The 20,435-nt window shown below is 64.8% G+C and carries 19 protein-coding genes; 7 read left to right on the forward strand and 12 right to left on the reverse strand.

Annotated features, from left to right (window positions below):
• Window positions 1-91: 91 nt before the first annotated feature.
• The 3 genes from PEP31012_RS14655 to PEP31012_RS14665 all read right to left on the reverse strand — a co-directional run bounded on the left by PEP31012_RS14655 (window position 92) and on the right by PEP31012_RS14665 (window position 3,177).
• Window positions 92-889: a transporter substrate-binding domain-containing protein gene (locus PEP31012_RS14655; RefSeq protein ID WP_150590100.1), complete on the reverse strand. Its 798-nt coding sequence runs from the start codon at window positions 887-889 to the stop codon at window positions 92-94.
• A gap of 473 nt (window positions 890-1,362) precedes the next feature.
• Entirely contained in the window at window positions 1,363-1,845 is a 483-nt protein-coding gene (locus PEP31012_RS14660; protein ID WP_150590055.1) for an HU family DNA-binding protein, read from the reverse strand.
• A 312-nt stretch (window positions 1,846-2,157) separates the two neighbouring features.
• Window positions 2,158-3,177, reverse strand: coding sequence for a hypothetical protein (locus tag PEP31012_RS14665; RefSeq protein ID WP_150590056.1), 1,020 nt, complete (start codon window positions 3,175-3,177; stop codon window positions 2,158-2,160).
• A 248-nt stretch (window positions 3,178-3,425) separates the two neighbouring features.
• Here PEP31012_RS14665 and PEP31012_RS14670 point away from each other — a divergent pair, with 248 nt between their 5' ends.
• On the forward strand, window positions 3,426-4,802 hold the full coding sequence (locus PEP31012_RS14670) for a sugar MFS transporter (RefSeq protein WP_246171304.1): 1,377 nt from the start codon (window positions 3,426-3,428) through the stop codon (window positions 4,800-4,802).
• On the opposite strand, the gene pagP is transcribed toward PEP31012_RS14670, so the two are convergent.
• Window positions 4,778-5,440 carry a lipid IV(A) palmitoyltransferase PagP gene (pagP, locus tag PEP31012_RS14675; protein ID WP_150590057.1) on the reverse strand — a complete coding sequence of 221 codons (663 nt, stop codon included), beginning with the start codon at window positions 5,438-5,440 and terminating at the stop codon, window positions 4,778-4,780. The genes PEP31012_RS14670 and pagP overlap by 25 nt on opposite strands.
• Window positions 5,441-5,467: 27 nt before the next feature.
• Here pagP and PEP31012_RS23690 point away from each other — a divergent pair, with 27 nt between their 5' ends.
• From PEP31012_RS23690 to dmpG, 3 genes are all read left to right on the forward strand, one after another.
• Entirely contained in the window at window positions 5,468-5,644 is a 177-nt protein-coding gene (locus PEP31012_RS23690) for a hypothetical protein (protein WP_174978248.1), read from the forward strand.
• Window positions 5,645-6,119: 475 nt separating this feature from the next.
• A complete protein-coding gene (locus PEP31012_RS14680; RefSeq protein WP_174978249.1) occupies window positions 6,120-7,106 on the forward strand; it encodes an acetaldehyde dehydrogenase (acetylating) in 987 nt (328 codons plus the stop codon).
• Between the two features lie 34 nt (window positions 7,107-7,140).
• On the forward strand, window positions 7,141-8,160 hold the full coding sequence (gene dmpG, locus PEP31012_RS14685) for a 4-hydroxy-2-oxovalerate aldolase (RefSeq protein WP_150590059.1): 1,020 nt from the start codon (window positions 7,141-7,143) through the stop codon (window positions 8,158-8,160).
• Window positions 8,161-8,282: 122 nt separating this feature from the next.
• Here the strand turns inward: dmpG and PEP31012_RS14690 are convergent, their stop codons facing one another.
• Together PEP31012_RS14690 and PEP31012_RS14695 are read right to left on the reverse strand one after the other, a co-directional pair.
• Window positions 8,283-9,074: an IclR family transcriptional regulator gene (locus PEP31012_RS14690; protein ID WP_150590060.1), complete on the reverse strand. Its 792-nt coding sequence runs from the start codon at window positions 9,072-9,074 to the stop codon at window positions 8,283-8,285.
• Window positions 9,074-10,036 (reverse strand): flagellar brake protein, encoded by a 963-nt coding sequence (locus tag PEP31012_RS14695; protein WP_150590061.1) that lies wholly within the window; start codon window positions 10,034-10,036, stop codon window positions 9,074-9,076. The genes PEP31012_RS14690 and PEP31012_RS14695 overlap by 1 nt, the downstream gene beginning before the upstream one ends.
• Window positions 10,037-10,431: 395 nt before the next feature.
• On the opposite strand from PEP31012_RS14695, the gene PEP31012_RS14700 reads away from it, so the two are divergent.
• The gene (locus PEP31012_RS14700) at window positions 10,432-12,153 is read left to right on the forward strand and encodes a hypothetical protein (RefSeq protein ID WP_150590062.1); all 1,722 of its coding nucleotides are present in this window, start codon (window positions 10,432-10,434) and stop codon (window positions 12,151-12,153) included.
• 164 nt (window positions 12,154-12,317) lie between these two features.
• Here PEP31012_RS14700 and ttdB read toward each other — a convergent pair whose 3' ends face one another.
• The 3 genes from ttdB to PEP31012_RS14715 are packed head-to-tail and all read right to left on the reverse strand — an operon-like array spanning window position 12,318 to window position 15,176.
• Window positions 12,318-12,926, reverse strand: a complete 609-nt coding sequence (ttdB, locus tag PEP31012_RS14705; RefSeq protein ID WP_150590063.1) for a L(+)-tartrate dehydratase subunit beta — start codon at window positions 12,924-12,926, stop codon at window positions 12,318-12,320.
• Window positions 12,923-13,822, reverse strand: coding sequence for a L(+)-tartrate dehydratase subunit alpha (ttdA, locus tag PEP31012_RS14710; RefSeq protein ID WP_150590064.1), 900 nt, complete (start codon window positions 13,820-13,822; stop codon window positions 12,923-12,925). The genes ttdB and ttdA overlap by 4 nt, the downstream gene beginning before the upstream one ends.
• Window positions 13,823-13,874: 52 nt before the next feature.
• The gene (locus PEP31012_RS14715) at window positions 13,875-15,176 is read right to left on the reverse strand and encodes an MFS transporter (RefSeq protein ID WP_150590065.1); all 1,302 of its coding nucleotides are present in this window, start codon (window positions 15,174-15,176) and stop codon (window positions 13,875-13,877) included.
• 205 nt (window positions 15,177-15,381) lie between these two features.
• Between PEP31012_RS14715 and PEP31012_RS14720 the strand changes: the two genes are divergently transcribed.
• Window positions 15,382-16,305, forward strand: coding sequence for a LysR family transcriptional regulator (locus PEP31012_RS14720; RefSeq protein WP_150590066.1), 924 nt, complete (start codon window positions 15,382-15,384; stop codon window positions 16,303-16,305).
• A 99-nt stretch (window positions 16,306-16,404) separates the two neighbouring features.
• Here the strand turns inward: PEP31012_RS14720 and PEP31012_RS14725 are convergent, their stop codons facing one another.
• From PEP31012_RS14725 to PEP31012_RS14735, 3 genes are read right to left on the reverse strand one after another with little or no spacing between them, the layout of a single operon-like run.
• Window positions 16,405-16,716, reverse strand: coding sequence for an AtuA-related protein (locus PEP31012_RS14725; protein ID WP_150590067.1), 312 nt, complete (start codon window positions 16,714-16,716; stop codon window positions 16,405-16,407).
• 1 nt (window position 16,717) lies between these two features.
• The gene (locus tag PEP31012_RS14730) at window positions 16,718-18,085 is read right to left on the reverse strand and encodes an acyclic terpene utilization AtuA family protein (RefSeq protein ID WP_150590068.1); all 1,368 of its coding nucleotides are present in this window, start codon (window positions 18,083-18,085) and stop codon (window positions 16,718-16,720) included.
• 25 nt (window positions 18,086-18,110) lie between these two features.
• On the reverse strand, window positions 18,111-19,415 hold the full coding sequence (locus PEP31012_RS14735) for a CitMHS family transporter (RefSeq protein WP_150590069.1): 1,305 nt from the start codon (window positions 19,413-19,415) through the stop codon (window positions 18,111-18,113).
• A gap of 99 nt (window positions 19,416-19,514) precedes the next feature.
• On the opposite strand from PEP31012_RS14735, the gene PEP31012_RS14740 reads away from it, so the two are divergent.
• Window positions 19,515-20,408 carry a LysR family transcriptional regulator gene (locus PEP31012_RS14740; protein WP_150590070.1) on the forward strand — a complete coding sequence of 298 codons (894 nt, stop codon included), beginning with the start codon at window positions 19,515-19,517 and terminating at the stop codon, window positions 20,406-20,408.
• Window positions 20,409-20,435: the final 27 nt, after the last annotated feature.

A 20,435-nucleotide genomic window follows, 5' to 3' on the forward strand; every position in this document is an offset into this window, starting at 1 on the left:
TGGCGCCGTGCCGGCGTCGGCACGGACGCGGTCGGACAATCGCTGCGGAAGCACGCGCCCCAGCGCGCTCAGCGCCGGGGCGCGGCGGTGCTTATGGCATGTGCGGCAGATCGGTGCCGAGCCACTTGCGATAGCGCTGATTCAGTTCGCCGTTGGCCGTATTGCGTGTGACGAAGTCGTTGATCGCTGCGAGCAGTTCCGGCTGGTTGGGACGCAAGGCGATGCCCATGGCCTGTTGCAGCAGATTGAACTTCGGCTCGAACTGACCCGGTGCGCGCTGACGTATCGCGTTGGCGACGGTCACCGAGCAACCGATGGCATCGACCTGGCCGGTGAGCAGCGCCTGCATGGCGGACGCGTCGTCGTCGAAGCGACGGATCTCGGTGCCTTCGGGGGCCGTCTTCGTGACGGCCATGTCCTGGGTGCTCGCGCGAGCGACGCTCACCCGCAGGCCCTTCAGATCGGCGGCGGACTTGATGGGCGTGCCGGTCTTGCCGAGCAGCACGATGGTCGCGGCGGCGTAGGGCTTGGAGAACTGCACCTGCTTGGCGCGCTCCGGCGTGATGGCGAGCGAGGCGACCAGCACATCCACCTTGCCGCTGAGCAGATACGGAATTCGGTTCGGTCCGGTCACCGGCATGATGTTGACCTTCACGCCCAAATCTTTCGCCAGCAGTTTTGCCACGTCGGCGTCGTAGCCGTCCGGCTGCATCTGCGCGTTTGTCGTGCCATACGGCGGAAAGTCGATGAGCATGCCGACGTTGAGCATGCCCTTTTTCTTGATGTCGGCCACGGTCTGCGCGTGGGCAGGCGTGGAAAACAGCGTCAGCGTGCTCGTGAGCAGACCGCCGAGTGTGCCGCCGAGCGATCCGACGAAACCGGCCGGCATGGCGGCCACGCCGAGCGCGGTAAGAAAGCCACGACGCGAGCGGATGTCGGGGGCGCCCGACACGCTTTGCCGGCTGGCCGGATGCGACAACGAAGGCCGAACTTGCACAGGGTGACGCGACAACTTGCGAGTCATGCTGGGTCTCCTGAGGCTGCGAAGGCGTTGTCAGAATGCCGACGTCGGGTGCGAGGCGCACGGCTCGCCGCTGGCTGACGGTTAACCGCAGCGATGGTAGCGGGCCGTACCCAATGCGTCCACTCCGCACAAACCCCAGCGAAAACCCTGAGTTTCCGACGCACGGCGCCACGTCGGGAAAGTGATGAGGACGACGAAATCAGTCGCTCGGCACGAGGAGGGCGGGAAATCGGGACGAAAAAAAACGGTGCCGAACTTCGGCACCGTCTGCGGGCACTGCCTGCCGGGTTCCGGCAAATCACGCTGTCGTGGATGCCACGACGGCGCGACGGCCAGACTTACTGGGCAGCGTCCTTGACCTTCTTCAGCGGGCGAACCTTCACGCGCACCGACGCCGGCTTGGCCGGGAACCAGCGCTCTTGACCCGTGAACGGATCCTTGCCGAAACGCTTCGCCTTGGCGGCGATTTGTTGCGACGTGACCTTGAACAGACCATGCAGCGTGAATTCGCCCGCACCCTTCTTGTGCAGCGAGCTGATGATGGTGTTCTCGAGCGCGGCCAGCACTGCCTTGACTTCCTTCACGGCGACGGCCGATTGCTCGGCGAGGTGCGCTGCGAGTTGCGTCTTGTTGAGTGCGTCCTTGATCGGCGAAACCTTGCCGTTGGCGGCTGCCTTCGGCGCGGCCTTCACGGCTGCCTTCGGGGCTGCCTTGGGAGCGGCCTTCGGGGCTGCCTTTTTCGCTACCGGTGCCTTCTTTGCTGCCGGAGCTTTTTTTGCCACAGGGGCCTTCTTTGCTGCTGCTTTCTTTGCCGTTGCCATATCGATCCAATCGATGAGAATAAGAAAGTGCCGTCGTAGAACGGCCACCCGAATGATACGTGTTGCTGCGCCGACGATTCTACCTAAGAAATCGCGTTATGCGAGCCGTGCGCGAATAATGTTGCGTGCCTGCCGCACAAGGCTGAGCGGCGATTTCGCCGCATTTCAACGCGTTTCATTGACGAGGTGGCGATTCGTCATCGCGATCGCGACCGAGGTTCGCGATTTTTGTCCGGCATTCGACAGCAGTTTTGCGGCCACAATTCGCGCGCGTGCCGTGCGCTGCCGTTGACGTCGATGGCCCGGAAACCCTTAAAAACGCTGCATTTCGCAGGTTTCGCAGCGGCCGTCCCCGTTGCACCACGCGTCGGTGAGCGTGGTGCCATTCGCGCCGAACGTGATGTCGTGCTTAGCGCCGTAGCTGCCGGCGAGTTGCAGACGGTCGCCCGACAATGTGCCCTGCACCGTGGTGTGAACGTTCGGCTCGACGTCGTCGACGCTGCCCGTGACCTGCGCGCCATTGAGCGCGAGCGCCATCAGACGCGTCATCGGCGAGCCCGAAAAACCCCACCATGGCGGCGCATTCGTGCACAGACCACGCCAGTGCCCGGACGGATTCACCACGAGTGTGGAGGACGCGGCGCTCGTTTGCGTCGCGGTGCCCGACGCCATCGGCGGCGTGTAGACGGTTGCGGATGGCGTGGCGGCAGTCACATCAGTCGTATCAGTCGTGGCGGTAGTTGCGGTAGTGGCAATGGTAGGCGTAGTGGAAGTGGTGGCGGCGGTCGTAGCGGCGGCAGCAGTGCCAGCCGTGGTAGCGGGGCCAGCGGTAGCAGCAGTACCAACGGTAGCAGCGGTAGCAGCGGTAGCAGCAGGCGTCGCGCTGTAGGTGCCGGGGGCGCCGTCGACACGCGCCATGTTGGGGGACAGGCCGTCGTTCGGTACCGGTGCCGATGCCGCCGCGCATACATGACACGACAGGTGCGACACGCTGTTGCGCGTGAGCGCACGCGTGGCGTACAGACGCTGGCTGCCTGCGGGGCCGTCGCGCAGAACCGTGACGTAAGGCGTGTCGTCGACCTGGTATTCGACCTTGGCACACGACGGAGCGTCGGTTTGCAGCGTGACGTCGGCAGAGAAGGCGCCGTTGAGCGCGCGTATCGGAATCACCGACACTGAGGCTGAACAGTCGGCGACCACTTGAGCACAGTCACACGCGGCGGCCGTCGCACGCGCCGCGCCGCCGGACTGCGCGTACCCCTGGCCGACGAGGCCGAATAGGCCCGCGACGAGCGATCCCGTCGCAACGCTCATGGAAACCCAACCCCGCATGATGTTTCTCCGAATGTGGCGGCATCGCCGATGCCGCGGATAGTCGATCAAAAGTCGTCGGCCGACAAGCGCCGACAGTCGTGAAATGGTTAGGGCAACGCAGACGCGCACCCGCAATGCCTGCCAGATCGGTCTCACGCAATTATGAGATTTCGCCCGTATCCCGACATCGAAAACGCGTTCTAGACTGCTAATGCCCGGCCCCCGCTCTCAACGAGAAGTCCGCTCGTTGTCCACTGGAGACATGCATGGTTGTCGATCGCACGAATGCCCCTGGCCTGCCTGATATTCCCTCGCCCAACCATTTCCCCACCGCCCCCATGCCTAACGCGAATCGCGTGCTGACCATGCTCGCGACGCTCTTCTTCGCGATGGGGCTCATTACGTCGCTGAACGACATTCTGGTGCCTCACTTCAAGGTCGCGTTCGACCTGACCTTTCGCGATGCGGCCCTGATTCAATCGAGTTTCTTCGCTGCATATTTCGTGGTCTCCTACCCGGCGGGGCAATACACCGCACGCGTCGGCTACCGCCGCGCGCTGGCCAGTTCGCTCTGGCTGGCCGGCGTGGGCTGCGCGCTGTTTTTCCCCGCCGCGGCCCTCATGTCCTATCCTTGCTGTCTCGCCGCGCTTTTCGTGCTGGCGAGCGGCATTACGTTGCTGCAAGTCGCGGTGAACGCCTACGTCGAGACGTTGGGCACGCGCGGGGCCGCGGCAAGCCGCCTTACGTTGGTGCAAGCGTTCAATTCGCTGGGCACGACCGTCGGGCCGCCGCTCGGCGCGCTCTGGATCCTCGCGCCGCAGGCGCAGACCGCAACCGGCCATGCCGTGAACAGCGTGCGCGGCCCCTACGGGCTGTTGGCGGCGGTGCTGGTCCTCGGTGGCGTGGCGCTCTGGCGGTTGACGCTGCCCGAACCGCGCGCGAATCGGGCGGCGCCTCCGAGCGTGCTCGGCAACGTTCGCCTTCTGCTGGCGCACCGTCCCTTGCGTTACGGCATCGTGGCGCTGTTTCTTTATGTTGGCGCGGAAGTCAGTATCGGCAGTTTCCTGATCGCCTATTTGACGCAAGCCGGCACGGGCATCGTCGATCATGCGCAGGCAAGCCGGTATCTGGCACTGTATTGGGGGGGCGCGATGGTGGGGCGATTCGTGGGCGCGTGGCTGTTGCGCAAGGTGTCGCCCGGGCAGTTGCTGAGTCTGTGCGCGCTCTACAACGTGGGGCTGATTCTCGCGTCGCTCGCACTGCCTGCGTCGTTGGCGATGGCGGCGCTGCTGGCGTGCGGCCTCGGCAACGCCATTATGTTTCCGACGATCTTCTCGCTGTCGGTGGGCGGACTGGGGGCGCGTGTGAGCGAGGGCGGCGGGCTGATCTGCATGGCCATCGTCGGTGGCGCCGTGTTGCCCTATCTGCAGGGGGCGCTGGCCGATGGTGTGGGAATCGCGCTGTCGTTCCTCGTGCCTGCGCTGGCGTACGGCTACATCGCGGGGTTCGGGGCATGGTGCGCACGCACCGCGCCCGAAGCCGCTGCCGACGATCACGACGATCACGACGAGGCCGCGCTCGGGCCGGCCAACGCGCGCGGCCTGTCAACGTCCGGTGATCAACCAGGCTTGCCGAACGTGTAACGGCCGAAGAAGAACAGCACGTTGCCGTTGCCCTTGCCGCCGGGCACATAGGCGGTGGAGACCGAGGCGCGCCCCACGCCGATTTCGGCGAGGGGCAGCGCGCCGGGGAAGGGCACGCCGCCGAGGGTGTCCGAGCGCGACATCAGAAAGACCGTGTAGCCGAGACCGAAGCGTACGGGGCCGGCGTTGGCGACGTTCCAGATACGACCGTAGCCGGCCATCGGCGACCAGTCGTTATGTGAATCCTTGAACGCCATGGCATACAGCATGCGCGAACCGTTCTTGCCATCGGACAGCACACGTCCGTAGCCCAGGCCCCACGGGTTTTCGTTGTATTGGGCGATCTTTTCGCTCGTGTAGGCAAAGCGAAGGTGACGCGTATGCAGCGGTACGTAAAGATCGCTTGCGCCTTGCGTTGCGACCTCGCGAACTTCATCCACGATGGCGCCGGCCCAGGTCGAGATACCGCTCGGGGCATCGTCGGCGCGGGCCGCCAGCGGCGACAACAACGTCAACGCCGCACCCAGCGCGACTAACGCATGGCAGCCGGAGCACGGCGAAATTCGTGAGGGCGGGGCAAGCGGTGCGAGTCGAATCGATGGCGCGAGCCGCCCGATGCATTGGGGGTTCGTATTCATGGTTGAGCGTGTCGAGTGGCAAGAGATGTGTCGATCACGATCGCCGGTATCGTGCTGGCGATGTGCGCGCCGCAAACTTGGGCCGTTGCCCTGACGCGCCGCGTGACCGGCATTCCAGTCCTTCTAGACCGCGTCAACGCTGCAAAAGTTCGACAGGCCGTCACGTCGCGCGACTGCCTGCGCTCGAATCACGCGCTGACCTAACCTGCTGCTCGGCGAAGAAGTCGTTTCGCTTCAATGACGTAGCGCGGATATCGACGCGTTATTCACCGGGTTGTGAACATTTTCTGTGGATAACCTGACGCGCCACGCACGAGTGCATGACGCACAGCGCCGGGGCTTCTCAAGCGTCCCGACACGGCGCAGCAAATGCGCGCCGCCTTTTTCCTCCATCCGATCAAGGACTTGAGGAAGCTATCCGCAAGTTGTCCACTGGCTTGCAAACAGATTCTGTGGATAACGAACTTCTGCAAAACCCGCGCCACGCCTGGTTTTTCAGCGCGTGGCACAACTTTCGCGCGCGGCCATTCTTCCCTGAAGAATCAGTCGCTTGCTGTGCTTTTCCGCAAGTTATCAACGGGCTTGTGAACAAAAAGTGTGGATAAACTGCGGGTTTCGTTTATCTCAATATATGAGATTAATGTTTACATATTGACATTTTGAATGTCGCGCCGTTACGATGCGCCTCATACCAGTGGACGGACACGTTCAGGAGACGACAGTGACGGAACGACGCAAGCAGAAAGTGGCGATCATTGGCTCGGGCAACATTGGCACCGACCTGATGATCAAGGTGATGCGCAACAGCGAGCATCTGGAAATGGGCGCGATGGTCGGTATCGATCCGGCTTCCGATGGCCTGGCGCGTGCGCAGCGTCTCGGCGTGCCGGTTACCGCGCAAGGTATCGACGGCCTGCTGGCGATGCCGGGCTTCGAAGACATCCGTATCGCATTCGACGCGACCTCGGCCAAGGCACACGCGCATCACAACGCGCTGCTGCAAGCGCGCGGCGTGCAGGTGATCGATCTGACGCCGGCCGCCATTGGCCCGTACGTGATCCCGTCGATCAACCTCGACGCCCATCTGGACGCGCGAAACATCAACATGGTGACGTGCGGCGGTCAGGCCACGATTCCCATGGTCGCGGCCATCTCCCAGGTGGCAAAGGTGCATTACGCGGAGATCGTCGCCTCGATCTCGAGCAAGTCGGCCGGCCCGGGCACGCGCGCCAATATCGACGAGTTCACGGAAACGACGTCCAAGGCGATCGAGGTGCTGGGGGGCGCGTCGCGCGGCAAGGCGATCATCGTGCTCAACCCGGCGGAGCCGCCGCTCATCATGCGCGACACGGTGTTCGTGCTGTCCGAGCCGGGCGATCAGGCCGCCATCGAAGCCAGCATTCAGGCGATGGTCGACAAGGTGCATGCCTATGTGCCGGGCTATCGGCTCAAACAACGGGTGCAGTTCGAGTTGTTCGACGCAACTCGTGCGCTCAACGTGCCGGGGCTGGGCAAGCTCACCGGCCTGAAGACTTCGGTCTTCCTCGAAGTGGAAGGCGCTGCGCACTATCTGCCGGCCTACGCGGGCAACCTCGACATCATGACCAGCGCCGCGCTGGCCTGCGCGGACCGTATCGCCGCCACCCGCCTGGCGCTCGCGGCCTGACGGTCGCACGCGCTCTCAGGAGACACACCTCATCATGACGCAGAAAAAACTTTACATCTCCGACGTGACGCTGCGCGACGGCAGCCATGCGATTCGTCATCAGTACAGCATTGCCAATGTGAAGGCGATTGCCGCCGCGCTCGACGCCGCGCATGTCGATTCCATCGAAGTCGCGCACGGCGATGGCCTGGCGGGCTCGAGCTTCAACTACGGCTTCGGCGCCCATACCGATCTCGAGTGGATTGCCGCCGTGGCCGAGACCGTCACACACGCCAAGGTTGCTACCTTGCTGCTGCCCGGCGTGGGCACCGTGCACGACCTGCGCGAAGCCTATGACGCCGGCGCGCGCGTGGTGCGTATCGCAACGCACTGCACGGAAGCGGACGTCTCCCGTCAGCACATCGCCTACGCGCGCGAGCTGGGTATGGACACGGTGGGCTTTCTGATGATGAGCCACATGACCACGCCGCAGCGTCTTGCCGAGCAGGCGAAGTTAATGGAGTCATACGGCGCAACGTGTATCTATGTGGTGGATTCGGGCGGCGCGCTGGGCATGAACGATGTGCGCGAGCGATTCCGTGCGTTCAAGGATGTGCTCAAGCCCGAGACGCTCACCGGCATGCACGCGCACCACAACCTGAGCCTGGGCGTGGCAAATTCCATCGTGGCGGCGGAGGAGGGGTGCGATCGCATCGACGCGAGTCTGGCGGGCATGGGCGCGGGCGCGGGCAACGCGCCGCTGGAAGTGTTCATCGCGGCGGCGTCGCGCCTGGGGTGGCACCACGGCTGCGATCTGTACACGCTGATGGACGCCGCCGACGACATCGTGCGCCCGCTGCAGGATCGCGCCGTGCGCGTGGATCGCGAGACGCTGGCGCTCGGCTACGCCGGCGTGTATTCGAGCTTCCTGCGTCACGCGGAAGCCGCCGCTGCGCGCTACGACCTGAAGACTGTCGACATCCTTGTCGAGCTGGGGCAGCGTCGCATGGTGGGCGGTCAGGAGGACATGATCGTCGACGTCGCACTCGATCTGCTCAAGCGTCGCGCGGCGTAGCACCAGGACGCGCATCACACGAGGCATCTCCCAGGTAGCGGCGTCTCCCAAGCGGAACCGTCAACGGCCCTTGCATGCGAGGGCCGCGCTTTTTTGTCGACGAGAGTCCCAGTCGACGCGCCTCAGCCCCCGTGACCGGACCAGCCGAGCTGGTGGCTGATTTGCGCGGCGGCGTGCTTCACGCGCGGCACGAGTTCCTGCATGCGCTCGCGGCTCATATACTTGGTCGTGCTCGATACGCTGATGGCGGCCACGATGCGTTGGCTCGCGTCATACACCGGCGCGGCCACGCAGCGAATCTGCGGCGTGTCGTCCTCCAGATCGAAGGCATAGCCAAGACGTGCGTAGTCGTGCATGCGTGCGAGCCACGTCGCCTTATCGATTGGCGCTGACGACGCTTGCGACTGATAGTGTGCAAGCTGCGCCTGCCATGCGGCTTCGTCCTGATCAAGCAACAGCGCTTTGCCCACCCCCGTGACGCAGATCGGTTTGCGTCCGCCGATGCGCGAGCTGATTTCCACGGCGCGTTGTCCGGGCAGCTTGTCGAGATACATCACTTCCCAGCCGTCCGCGACGGCCAGATGCACGGTGTCCTGCGTTTCGCTCGCAAGTGCTTCGAGCGTTGGCCGAGCGACCCGCGGCAAGTCGATTTGTCGATAGGCAAGAAATCCCAGTTCGATGAGCTTGTTACCCAGGCGGTAGCCGCGCCGCGGCTCGAAACGCAGATACCCCGCATGCACGAGCGCCGACGCAATTCGGTGCGTGGTCGACGGCGTAATGCCCGTGTGTGCCGAGAGCGCGGGCACCGTGTCGATGCCGGCGGCGACGGCTTCCACGATATCGAGACCACGGAAGAGCGTCTGGCTGGCGAGCGTGCGCGGACGCTCGTCCTCGGGAGGCGTCGGCTTTGCCATCAGGCCCCCCCGAGCGCCAGCAGGCGCTCGTAGACGTAGCACTTGAGCGCGACGTAATGCGACGGGTCGAGCGCGGACAATTCGATGCCGTGCAGATGGCTGCCATCGTCGCCCTGTTGCACGCTGCGGATCGTGCCGGCGGTGTCGATGGGCATGTCGATATCGCCGACGCGCACGCGAAACGCCAGATGCAGGCTGTCGCCGGGCGCACCGAGCGGGGTATCGGCCAGCAGCGAGACACCTTCGGCACTGACATCTTGCAGCAGGGCAAGATGGCGGGCCTCGCCGGCGCTCACCGAGACGACCAGCCTGGCGGACACGCGCTGCGACCGGCGCAGCACCTTGCGGCGAATCTGCGCCGGCGCGGACAGCACGACGTAATCGAACGGCAGCCGCTTGACGCGCTCCACCGTGCAGACGAAGTGGTAGATGTCTTCGCCTGAGAACGTCCAGAGTTCGAGCCGCTCGCTCGCTTGCAGCGCATGGGGCGCGGCGCGGCCCGTCGGGGCGGTGACGAACAGCATCTGATTCGGTGCGTAACCGATCACACGCGTGCGCAGTCGCTGCGACCCGGCGCCCGGCGGCAACTGAATCTGCAGCCAGTCGCCGGGGTGCAGATTCAGGTCGGTGAGTGCGTACTGCGGTTGCGTCGCGCCGAGCGCGGCAGGTGCCGCAGGGTCGGGGGACGGTGCCAAAGGCGGCGCAACGTCCGACGGCGTGGTGTCGTCTTCACCGAGATTGGCGATGCGATGCGGGGCGAACGACGTGAACAGCCAGTCGCGGCCGGCCGGCGTGGGGACGATATCGCCCTCAGCGAGCAGCGGCTCCCCATTGCGATCGACGATGGCCCAGGGCAGGGCTTCTCCCAGGGGGATATCGTCCGGCGCGAGCGGAACTAGCGGCAGCGCGGCGAGGGTCGCGGGAGGAGGCGTGGCAGACGTCTGAGATGGAATATTGACCATGGGGGCAGGGGGTGCGCGGCAGGCGCGCTCGCGTTCTTGCGTTGAAATGTCGTGGATCGTTCGCTGGCCGGCGTGGCACGAGCCCACCGGCTTCGCGGCAAACGTCGCGAAGTGGGGACTCGCCAGCGTCTGCGAGCGACCGCCGACGTCAGGTGTCCGAAAGTCTACCGCGACGCATCGGCACTTGGCGAGAGGGGATGTGCACCCTGTCGTGTGCAATCTGCGTAAGTGGGCACTCGCTGGGGGCAGTTCGCGGTGCGACGTCGACTGGGTTCGACGCTTTGCGGCGGGACATGCCGCAGTGCCCGCGATACGGGGAACGGCGGGCGCGATCCTGTCTGCCTATAGTCGACGGTTTGCCGGCGCGCCCGGCGACGACCCGCAGGAGGGCAGCGATGTGGTACCAGCAGTGTGCAGGCGCAAGTGGTTGGGGCGGGGCTTGGAGCACGGCACAGGCTGCCGAGCGGGCGGGCCGGAGAGAGGCGACGACGCCGCGGCGCGACGCGCGAGCCGAACTTGGCGCCGGTCTCGCACAGGCGGCCAATGCGGCGGGCCATGTACGGCGCGATGAGGCCGCGGTGTCGCGACACGTCGATCCTGCGCTTGCGCGGGCGTTTGCCAAGGCGTGGGCGGGCTTGTGGGTGACGACGGGGCCGTGCCAGCACTTCTATCGCAAGGAGTTTGATCTGGCGCACGCGCGCGACGCGCGTCTGGCGCGCAACGCCGCACAGGTGGAAGCGATGTTGGCGCCCACTCACGACGAGGGCCCGCCTTACGGCACCACTACCGGTAATTGTGTCGGCACCGCTACCGCGAGCCGTGCCGCCCGCGCGAACGCCAACGTCCACGCCGATACCGATGCAAACGCCAACGCGTTTTCTTCCGCCACTGCTATCGATGTCGATGTCGACCCGACGTGCCGTGACATTGCGCGATGGATTGACGCGGTGGCGGCGACTGGCGACCGCGGTTGGCACTTTCGTGCGGCGCGCGATGCCCTGTCGCTCGCGGGCAATCTGTCACTGCTCGCGATCATTGCCGCTTGCTTTTACCAGGAGGGCGCGACCGGGGATGACGGGGCGCCGGTCGCCGGTCGCGGTGCCTCAATCGCCAACACGCCTTTCGGGGTGCCGTGGGCCGACTGGACGCTGCTGGCGTTCGAGGGCGCGAAGGGCGTCATGACACAGTCGCTCGGTTCGCCGACGCTGATTCGCCATCATGCCGTCGACGAAGTGCTCAAGCGCATGGACGCGGGATGCCGGCTGCTGGAGGCCTGCGTGTTGCCGTCAGCGCCGCCCCCTGAAGCGCCGTCGTCGTGGCGCGGCACGCTGGCCACGCTCACGCGCGCGCGCGACGTCGCCACACTATTCACCTTCGCCAACACCGCCGTGCCGCCCGCGCGGCTGGGGCTCTGGATACCGTCGTGGTTCGCGAGCGAGCCGAGCCAGTCGAGCGGGGCCGACGGTTATCGAGGCGTCTTGCGCGTGGCCGGGCTCATGCTCGATTCCTGTCGCGCGGTGACGAGTTTGCTGGGCACTTGGGCGCGCAATGCGGTGTTCACCCTCGATGCGAGGGACTTGACGCGTCGATGGGCGTCGCTTTGCGAGCGGCTCGCGACGGTATCGGCCGACGATCAGGCGGCGGTGCTCGATCGCGTCGAGCGCGTGACGCAGCTCGCCACGCATTGCGACACCTCGCTGCTGGCGGCCATCGCGTCGAGCGAGGCTTTACGTGAGCGGTTACTGGGGTGCGGCGAGTCGTTGACGGCGAACGACATGGCCGCCGCTTGTGACGCGTTCGACGTGCCGTGCCACGCGTCATGTGTTGACGGCCACCGCTATCTGAGCCTGCATCCGGCCGAGAGTCCGTGGGGATATCGATGGAAGGGGGAGGCGTGGCAATGTGGGGGCGCGACGCCAGTCCGAACGTCGTATCGGTTGTTGTTACTGTATCAGCACTGGAGTGCGGCGTTACTGGAACGCGTGGTGTCGTCGTGCGGCACGCCGGTGGCGCAAGCGCCGGAGGTGTCGCCGGATGACCGACCCGCTGACCCGCCAGGCGTTGCGCGCACGCGCTCGGGCGTGGCGCATGTCGATATCGAGTCGACGTGGGTGTGAGGCGATGGCGCGACGACGCGCGTTGGGCCGTCATGACGGCGGCTTGGCGTTCACCGACCGGGAGCGCGCGGCTGCGGAAATGAATCGGCCGCCAGCCAGTGGCGTCCCGAACGGGACTCGCCACTGGCGGCGGCAGACGTTGCGATGTGCCGAGGTTCCCGCGCTTACTTGATGAAACTCAGTTGTTCACTGATTTTCGCGAGAATCGGCGCTTTCTTCTCGTTGAACGTCACCTTGTTTTGCTGGATCAGGTTGTTGCCCTTCGTGTCGATCGACACGATGAGCGGGCCGAACACCTTCACGCGGTTGATCCACAACGTCTCCGGCATGCCCAGGTCCTGCCATTCAGCCCCTTCGATCTCTTCAACCAAGGTCGCTGCCAGCACCGCGCAGCCGCCCGGGAAAATGGCGTGAATGGCTTTGTGTTCCTGGCAGCCTGCGGCCGTCTCCGGTCCCATGCCGCCCTTGCCGACGATGAGCTTCACGCCGGTCTTGCGGATGAATTCGCGCTCGAACTTTTCCATGCGCATACTCGTCGTCGGTCCGATGGACACCATCTCGAAGCCGCCATCGTCCTTCTTGCGCACGATGGGTCCCGCGTGGAAAATCGCGCCGCCTTCGAGGTTGACGGGCAACTCGCGTCCCTGTTCGATCAAGCGACGGTGCGCCACGTCACGGCACGTGACGAGTCGGCCGGTCAGATACACAACGTCGCCGACGTTGAGGTCTTCCAGGTCTTCATCCTTGATCGGGGTCGTCAGGATCTTCTTCACAGCACCACTCCTTCGTGGGAAAGCACTTCGTAGGACAGGTCGGCGTTAAAGCGAATCTTGCCGCGACGGTGAGCCCAGCAACCGGTGTTGATCGCAACGCCGATGGTGGACGGATGGCGCGCCGACGATTCGATGTTCACGCCCATCACGCTGTTGTTGCCGGTCAATCCCTGCGGGCCGATGCCGACCTCGTTCAGGCCCTGTTCGAGCAGTTGTTCCATCAGCGCGGCGCGCGGGTTGTCGCTCTTCGAGTCGACCGGCCGCAGAATCGCCAGCTTGGAGAGCCGCGCGGCCGTCTCGACCGAGGTCGACACGCCCACGCCAACGAGCAGCGGCGGGCAGGCGTTCACGCCACGCTCAGTGATGACGTCCATGACGAACTCCGCCACACCCTCGTAACCTTGACCCGGCATCAGCACCTTGGCGGCACCGGGCAGGGTGCAGCCGCCACCGGCCATGTACACGTCGATCGTGCAGGTGTCCTGCTGCGGCACGATGCGCCAGTCGAGCCAGGGAATCTGCGTGCCGGTGTTGGTGCCGGTGTTGCGTTCGTCGAAGGTTTCGACCGCGTTGTGGCGCAGCGGTCCGATGCGCGTCGCGGTCTCGGTCGCCTCGCGCAGGATGTCCTCCAACTCGCCCAGCAGCGGGAAATTGGCGCCCGCCTCGATGAAATACTGGATCACGCCGGTGTCCTGGCAGCTCGGACGATCGAGCTTGTCCGCGGCTTCCTGGTTACCCGCCATCGAGTCGTACACCGACTTGGCGAGCGGGTTGGTTTCCAGTGTTCGCAAATCGGCCAGCTTTGCCTTGACGTCCTTGGGCAAGCGCTTGCCAATGTAGGCCGTGAATTTGGCCATGGTGTCCGTCAGGGACTGAATGGATGCTTCCTTGTCCATGGGGTGCTCCTTGAAAAATGGGTCGGTGGCGCGCTCGGGGCACTCAGTGCACTCAGTGAGCGACGGCACCGTTTGCGGTGGATGCCGGCTTGCGGGTGCGGGCCAGCACGAGGGTCAGGGTGGCGGAGAGGACAAGCAGGCCGGCGACGAAGTACAGTCCGCCCTCGAAACTGCCGGTCTTGTCCTTGATCCAGCCGATCATGGCCGGGCCGACGAAGCCGCCGAGGTTGCCGATGGAGTTGATGGTGGCGATGCCCGTCGCGGCGGCCGTGCCCGACAGGAACGTCGTCGGCATGCTCCACAGCGGGGGCTTGGCGCAACTGATGCCGATGTTCACGAGCGCGAGGGCGGCGATCAACCCGACGATGCTGGTGGCGCCCGTGGCCACGACCAGTCCCACGGCGGCCGCGAGGCAGGCGATCACGACGTGCCAGGCGCGCTCACCGGTGCGGTCCGAATGACGCGACCAGACGATCATCGCGACGACCGAGAGAAGCGGGGGAATGGCGTTGAGCAAGCCGACCGTCATCGACGAGACGCCGAGCTGCTTGATGATCTGCGGCGCCCAGATGCCCAGCGTGTAGAGCCCGGCGGACGTGCCGAAGTAGATCAGCGAGAGCGCCAGCACACGCGGATTGGCCAGGCCGCTCAGGAGGCCGTGCGCCGCATGTCCCGCCTTGGTGGCGGCTTCCGCGCGCATCGTGTCGACCAGCCAGGTGCGCTCGTCATCCTTGAGCCACTTGGCCTGCTCGGGCTTGTCGGTCATGAAGAAGAAGACGACCACGCCCAGCACCAGCGCCGGAACGGCTTCGAGAATGAACATCCATTGCCAGCCGGCCAGACCCGCCAGACCGTGCATTTGCAGAAGCGCGGCGGAGATGGGCGAGCCAATCGCAGTCGACAGCGGGGCGGCGGCCATGAACAGCGCCGTCACACCGGCACGATGTCGCGCGGGAAACCAGTAGCTCAGGTAAAGGATGATGCCGGGGAAGAATCCGGCTTCCGCCGCGCCGAGCAGAAAGCGCACGATATAGAAGCTGGTCGTGCCCTGCACGAAGGCCATGGCCGCGGAGATGATGCCCCACGTCACCATGACGCGCGCAATCCAGAGGCGGGCACCGACCTTGTGCAGGACGATGTTGGAGGGCACTTCGAACATGAAGTAGCCCCAGAAGAAAATGCCGGCGCCGAAGCCGAGTGCCGAGGCGCTGAAACCCAGATCGTGCTTCATGGTCAGCGCCGCAAAGCCGATATTGACCCGGTCGATGTACGCGATGAAGTAGAGCAGCACGATGAAGGGAACGATGCGCCAGGTGATGCGGCGCAGCGTGCGTTTTTCCAACTCGTTATCCATGGGGATGTCTCCTGTTGTTCCGACACGCAACCGGGCGCGGCTGCATGGGTGTTGTCTGCCATCTGATGTGGCATGCCGGCCGTCCTCGATGCATGTGTCCGAATCAGGCGTTCGCGACATGAGGTTGGCTGGGAATGGAGATTAATGCCTGTAAAAAATATTTGAATCGATGTATAGTTAATTCATTGTTGCAAAAAATTTACGAATGAACGCGGATACGGAACTCCAATTCTTTTGTACGCTGGTCCGGCAGGGTAGTCTTGCGGCGACGGCACGCGAGCTGAATCTCACGCCGCCGGCCGTGTCGCGGCGGCTTTCGAATCTGGAGGATCGTCTTGGCGTGCGGCTGCTCAACCGGACGACGCGCCGCATCAGCCTGACCAGCGAGGGGGAGGTGTACTTTGCCCACGCGCAGCGCATCCTGAGCGATATCGACGATATGGAGCGTTTGGTGTCGAGCAGCCGCGCGGCGCCGAAGGGAATGCTCCGGGTCAATGCGCCGTTGGGGTTCGGGCGCTCGTATGTCGGCCCGGCCATCTCGTCATTCACGCAGGCGTATCCCGATGTGGAAGTGCAACTGCACCTCACGGACCGGCCTGTCGGGCTCCCCGACGATGGCATCGATATCGCAATCCGGTTCGGGGAAATGCCGGACTCCCGACTCACGGCGCGCAGGATTGCGGCGAACCGGCGCATGCTCGTGGCCTCGCCGGGCTATTTGCGCGCGGCGGGTGAGCCGGCCTATCCGCATGACCTCACGCAGCACGAGTGCATCGTGCTGCGTCAGAACGACGCGGCTTACGGCAATTGGCGGCTTAGCCGTGGCGGGAACACCGAGACGGTCAAGGTGCACGGCAAGCTGAGCACCAACGATGGGGAGGTCGCCTTGAACTGGGCGCTGGACGGGCGCGGCATTCTGATGCGCGCCCAGTGGGATGTGGCGAAATATCTGCGCACCGGTCGACTGGCGCACATACTCCCCGAGTACGAGACGCCGCCGGCCGACATCTACGCGGTGTATCCGGAGCGCCTGAACCTGTCGGCCAAGGTCGCTTGCTTCGTCGACCATCTGCGCAGCTATCTCGGCCAGCATGCCGACGGACCGTCGCCGGCCGGTGCGAAATGGTAGGGCGTTGGTCGTCGGGAGCCCGAGGGGAGGCGACGTTATATGTCCCGCAGCCGTCCGGGCTGGGGTGTGGGCGTGTAGGCGCGTCGAGCGCGTTGCGTGTCAATCCGGCGTCGCGACCTCGAGATCCAGCAAGGCCGAACTCATCGATTTGCCATGGGCGTCCAGCGCGAGGGAGCGCGTCACACCGCCCCCGAGCGCCTTGCCCAGAACGAAGTTGAACGCGGCTAGACGCGGCAGTTCATATCGCACGACGTCGCCAAGGACGACGTCCTCCAGAAACGCCTTCACCCGCTCGGCCGTGACCTCGGCGCGCAGGTGCTCGTAGTGTCGTGCGTCGTAGCAGATAAGCGAGATGTTGAGCGTATTGCCCTTGTCGCCGGTGCGAGAATGCGCGAGTTCACGCAGTTTCATCTCAAATCTCCACGAAGGTAAACGTTGGCTTGACGTGTTCGCGTGGCAACAGCACCGACTGGACCGCGAGCACCTCGCGTACGGACTTGGTCACGCCGCCACCGCCCGCCGGACCGTTGGTGTACAACGTCTCGACTTCGTTGCCGATGCGTAGTGCCTGATCGGCCGATGCCGTGCGTCCCGCCACGCGGATGCGGACTTCGCAGGGTTCGGCGTGACGTGCGCCCGCCGTGTCGCCGTGTAGTGAATTCACCCCGATCAGATCGCAGCGCAATTCGCTCGTCGGTACGCCCGTCAGTGCCAGTCGTTTGCGGACGATATCGAGCGCGAGCCTTGCCCGCGCCACGGCGCCCGGGCCACCGTACGAGATCTGTCCTTCGCCAATGAATCCGTCGACATAGCCGACGGAAACCTTCAGCGTGTCCGGGCGGGGGGTGCCGCGCCCGCCTGTTATCTTGATCCGGTCAGGGCCTTCCTCAGCCACGCCGACTTGCGAGAAGTCGGCGACGACGTCGGGCTGGAGATATCGCTGGGGATCATGAATCTCATACAACAACTGCTCCTTGCATGTGGCTTGCGTCACGCGTCCGCCGGCGGTGGGGACCTTGGTGATGACAACCGATCCGTCGGGCGCTACCTCGCCAATTGGGAAGCCGAGCGTGGCGAGATTGGGCACGTCCTTGTAGCCGGGATCGGCGAAGTAGCCGCCCGTGATTTGTCCGGCGCACTCCAGCAGGTGTCCCACGACGGTGGCCTGGCCCAGCGTTTCCCAATCGTCCATGCGCCATCCGAATTCGTGGATCAGCGGCGCGGCGAACAGCGACGGGTCGGCCACGCGGCCCGTCAAGACAATCTGCGCGCCTGCCGCCAACGCCTCGACGATGCCAGCCGCGCCCAGATAGGCATTGGCCGACACGATACGATTCCCGTACGACGCCACGCGCTCGCCCGTTTCTTCGAAATGGGCATCGCCTTGCAGCACGACGTCGAGCACGTCGTCGCCGGTGACGGCAGCGATCTTGACGTCGCCCAGCCCCAGCGCGCGCGCGATCTCTGCCGTCTTGCGTGCGGCCGCGAGCGGGTTGGCCGCGCCCATGTTCGAGATGATCCGCACCCCGTTACGCAGCGCTGACGGCAGTACCGCCGTCATGCGCGCTTCGAGCAGCGGGTCGTAGCCGGATTGCGGGTCTTGGCGACGCGCCTGTTGCGCGATGGCGATGGTGCGCTCGGCCAGGCATTCGAAGACCAGATAGTCGAGCGCGCCTTGCTGAGCGAGTTCAACGGCAGGCTCGATGCGGTCGCCGGAGTATCCGGCGCCTGCGCCGATCCGGATGCGTTTCGAAGACGGGGTGGGTGGCGTGCCGTTCATGCGGGTCGGGTCCGTTCAGTAAGGCTTAAAGCGTGAAGATGCCGAGGGCGACACACGCGATCGTCATGACGACGGATGCGCCGAACAGCAGCGGAAACGTGAATTTCTGATGGTCGGCCAAATCGATGCCGCACAGGCCGACCACCAGGAACGTGGCCGGCGTGAGCGGGCTCACGGGGAAGCCTGTCGTCATCTGGCCAAGCAGAGCCGCCTGACCCACGTGCACGGCCGGCACGCCCAGTTGTCCGGCCACCTCGGCGATGACAGGCAGTACGCCGAAGTAAAACGAGTCGGGATCGAACAGCATGCTCAGCGGCATCGACAACAGGCCGAGCGCGACCGGAATGTGGCTGGCCATGTCAGGAGGCACGAAGCCGACGGCGGCTTGCGCCATCGCCTTGAGCATGCCGCTGCCCTGCATCACGCCGGTGAAGACCCCGGCGGCGAGCAGAATGCCGGCCATCATCAACGCCGCGCGAGCGTGCGCGTCGATGCGCTTGCGTTGCATGTCGACGTCCGGGTAATTGACCATCAGTGCCACGCACAGGCCGACCATGAACATGATCGCCGGCGGCAGCTTCTCGCCCATCACGACCATCGTGCCGAGCACGATCAGCGTGAGGATGATGTTGAACCAGAACAGCTTCGGACGGCGCAGTGCCTGCTGCTCCGGCGAGAGTTCACGCTTGGGCATCGGGATCGAACCGCTTGCGGAGGAAAGCCCGAGCCGCTTCTCTTCCCGGCGGCCGAGCCAGTAGGCCATGCCGAACACGAAGACCAACCCGATGGCCTGCACCGGAATCAACGGATTGAACAGGCTCGACACCGGCAGGTGGAGCGACGCCGATGCCCGGATCATGGGCCCGGTCCAGGGCAGGAAGTTGATGCCCGCGGCCATCGACACCGCGGCCGCGAGCACGCGGCGGTCCATGCCCAGACGGTCGTAGAGCGGGAGCATGGCCGGAATCGTCACGAGGAAGCACACGGCGCCGGAACCGTCGAGGTGGATCAGCAGGGCGAGCAGCGTCGTGCCCATGACGATGCGCGTGGGCCGGGTGCCGACGGCTTTCAGGATGCGATCGATGATCGGGTCGAGCGTGCCCGCGTCGGTGATGGTGCCGAAGTACAGAATCGCAAAGACGAACATGCCGACGACCGGCGCGAGGCTCTTGAGGCCGTCGATGACGAACTTGCTGGTATGAAAGCCGAACCCGCCGATCAACGACGCCACGATCGGCACGATGATGAGCGCCACGAGTGGCGACATGCGTTTTGAAAGAATCGCGCCGAGCAGCACGACGATGGTAGCCAGCCCCAGTAATGGCAGCATGTGCTTGTCTCCCATGTTGTTTTTTGATGCGATCGAGCGTAAGTTCGAGGCGTTGATAAATCAATTGAAATGATTTGATCGCAGCAATCAATAAACATAATGGATTTGAATCTACGAGACATTCGGGCGTTTATCGCGGTGGCGCAGACGGGCAGCTTCACGCGCGCGGCGTCGCGACTGCATTTGTCGCAGCCGGCATTGACTGTGCAGATCCGGCGGCTGGAGGAGACGGTCGGCGTGCGGCTGTTCGATCGCAACAGCCGCAATGTTGCGCTGACGCCGACGGGCCGCGAGCTACTGCCGTTGTTGCAGAAGTCGCTGCATGACATGGAGCACGTGCTGATCGATGCCCGTGCGCTCGGCGACGGGTCGAGCGGCACGGTGCGGATTGCCTGTTTGCCGACGTTTGCGGCGAGTGTGCTGCCGGAGTTGATCCAGCAGGTGAAGGCAGCGGTACCGCGCGCCGGTTTTCACGTGAGAGATGCGGTGGCGGGCGTGGTCGAGACGCTGGTGCGTCACGAAGAGGTCGATATCGGCCTGACGGGCGGCGAGTTGAGCGACGCGGAGATCGACGTGCTGTACGCGGGCGCCGATCAACTGGTGGCGGTGCTGCCGGCGGGACATGCGTTTGCGCGACGCAAACGCGTATCGCTGACGGATCTCGCCAGCGTGCCCCTGGTGCTGACGGCGCAAGGCACCAGTGTGAGAGCGGTGGTGGACGGCGCGTTCACGAGCGGCGGGTGCGCACCGGAAATTGCCTGCGAGCCGACGTATATGATGACGGCCGTCGCCATGGTCCGCGCGGGACTCGGGGTGACCATCCTGCCGGCGTCGGCTCGGGAAGTCAGAGCGGAGCCGGAATTGCGGGTTCGCCCGATCGATCACGACGCGTTCCTGCGACCCATCGCGTTGATCAAAAAGCGCGGGAGAACGTTACCTCCCATCACGCAAACGTTTGTGGCGATGTTGTTGGAGCGGTTGGCGCCGGGGTAGGGGGCCGGCGTGAGCCCCCGGCGCGCG

It is taken from the genome of Pandoraea eparura (assembly GCF_902459725.1).
GTDB classification, from domain to species: domain Bacteria; phylum Pseudomonadota; class Gammaproteobacteria; order Burkholderiales; family Burkholderiaceae; genus Pandoraea; species Pandoraea eparura.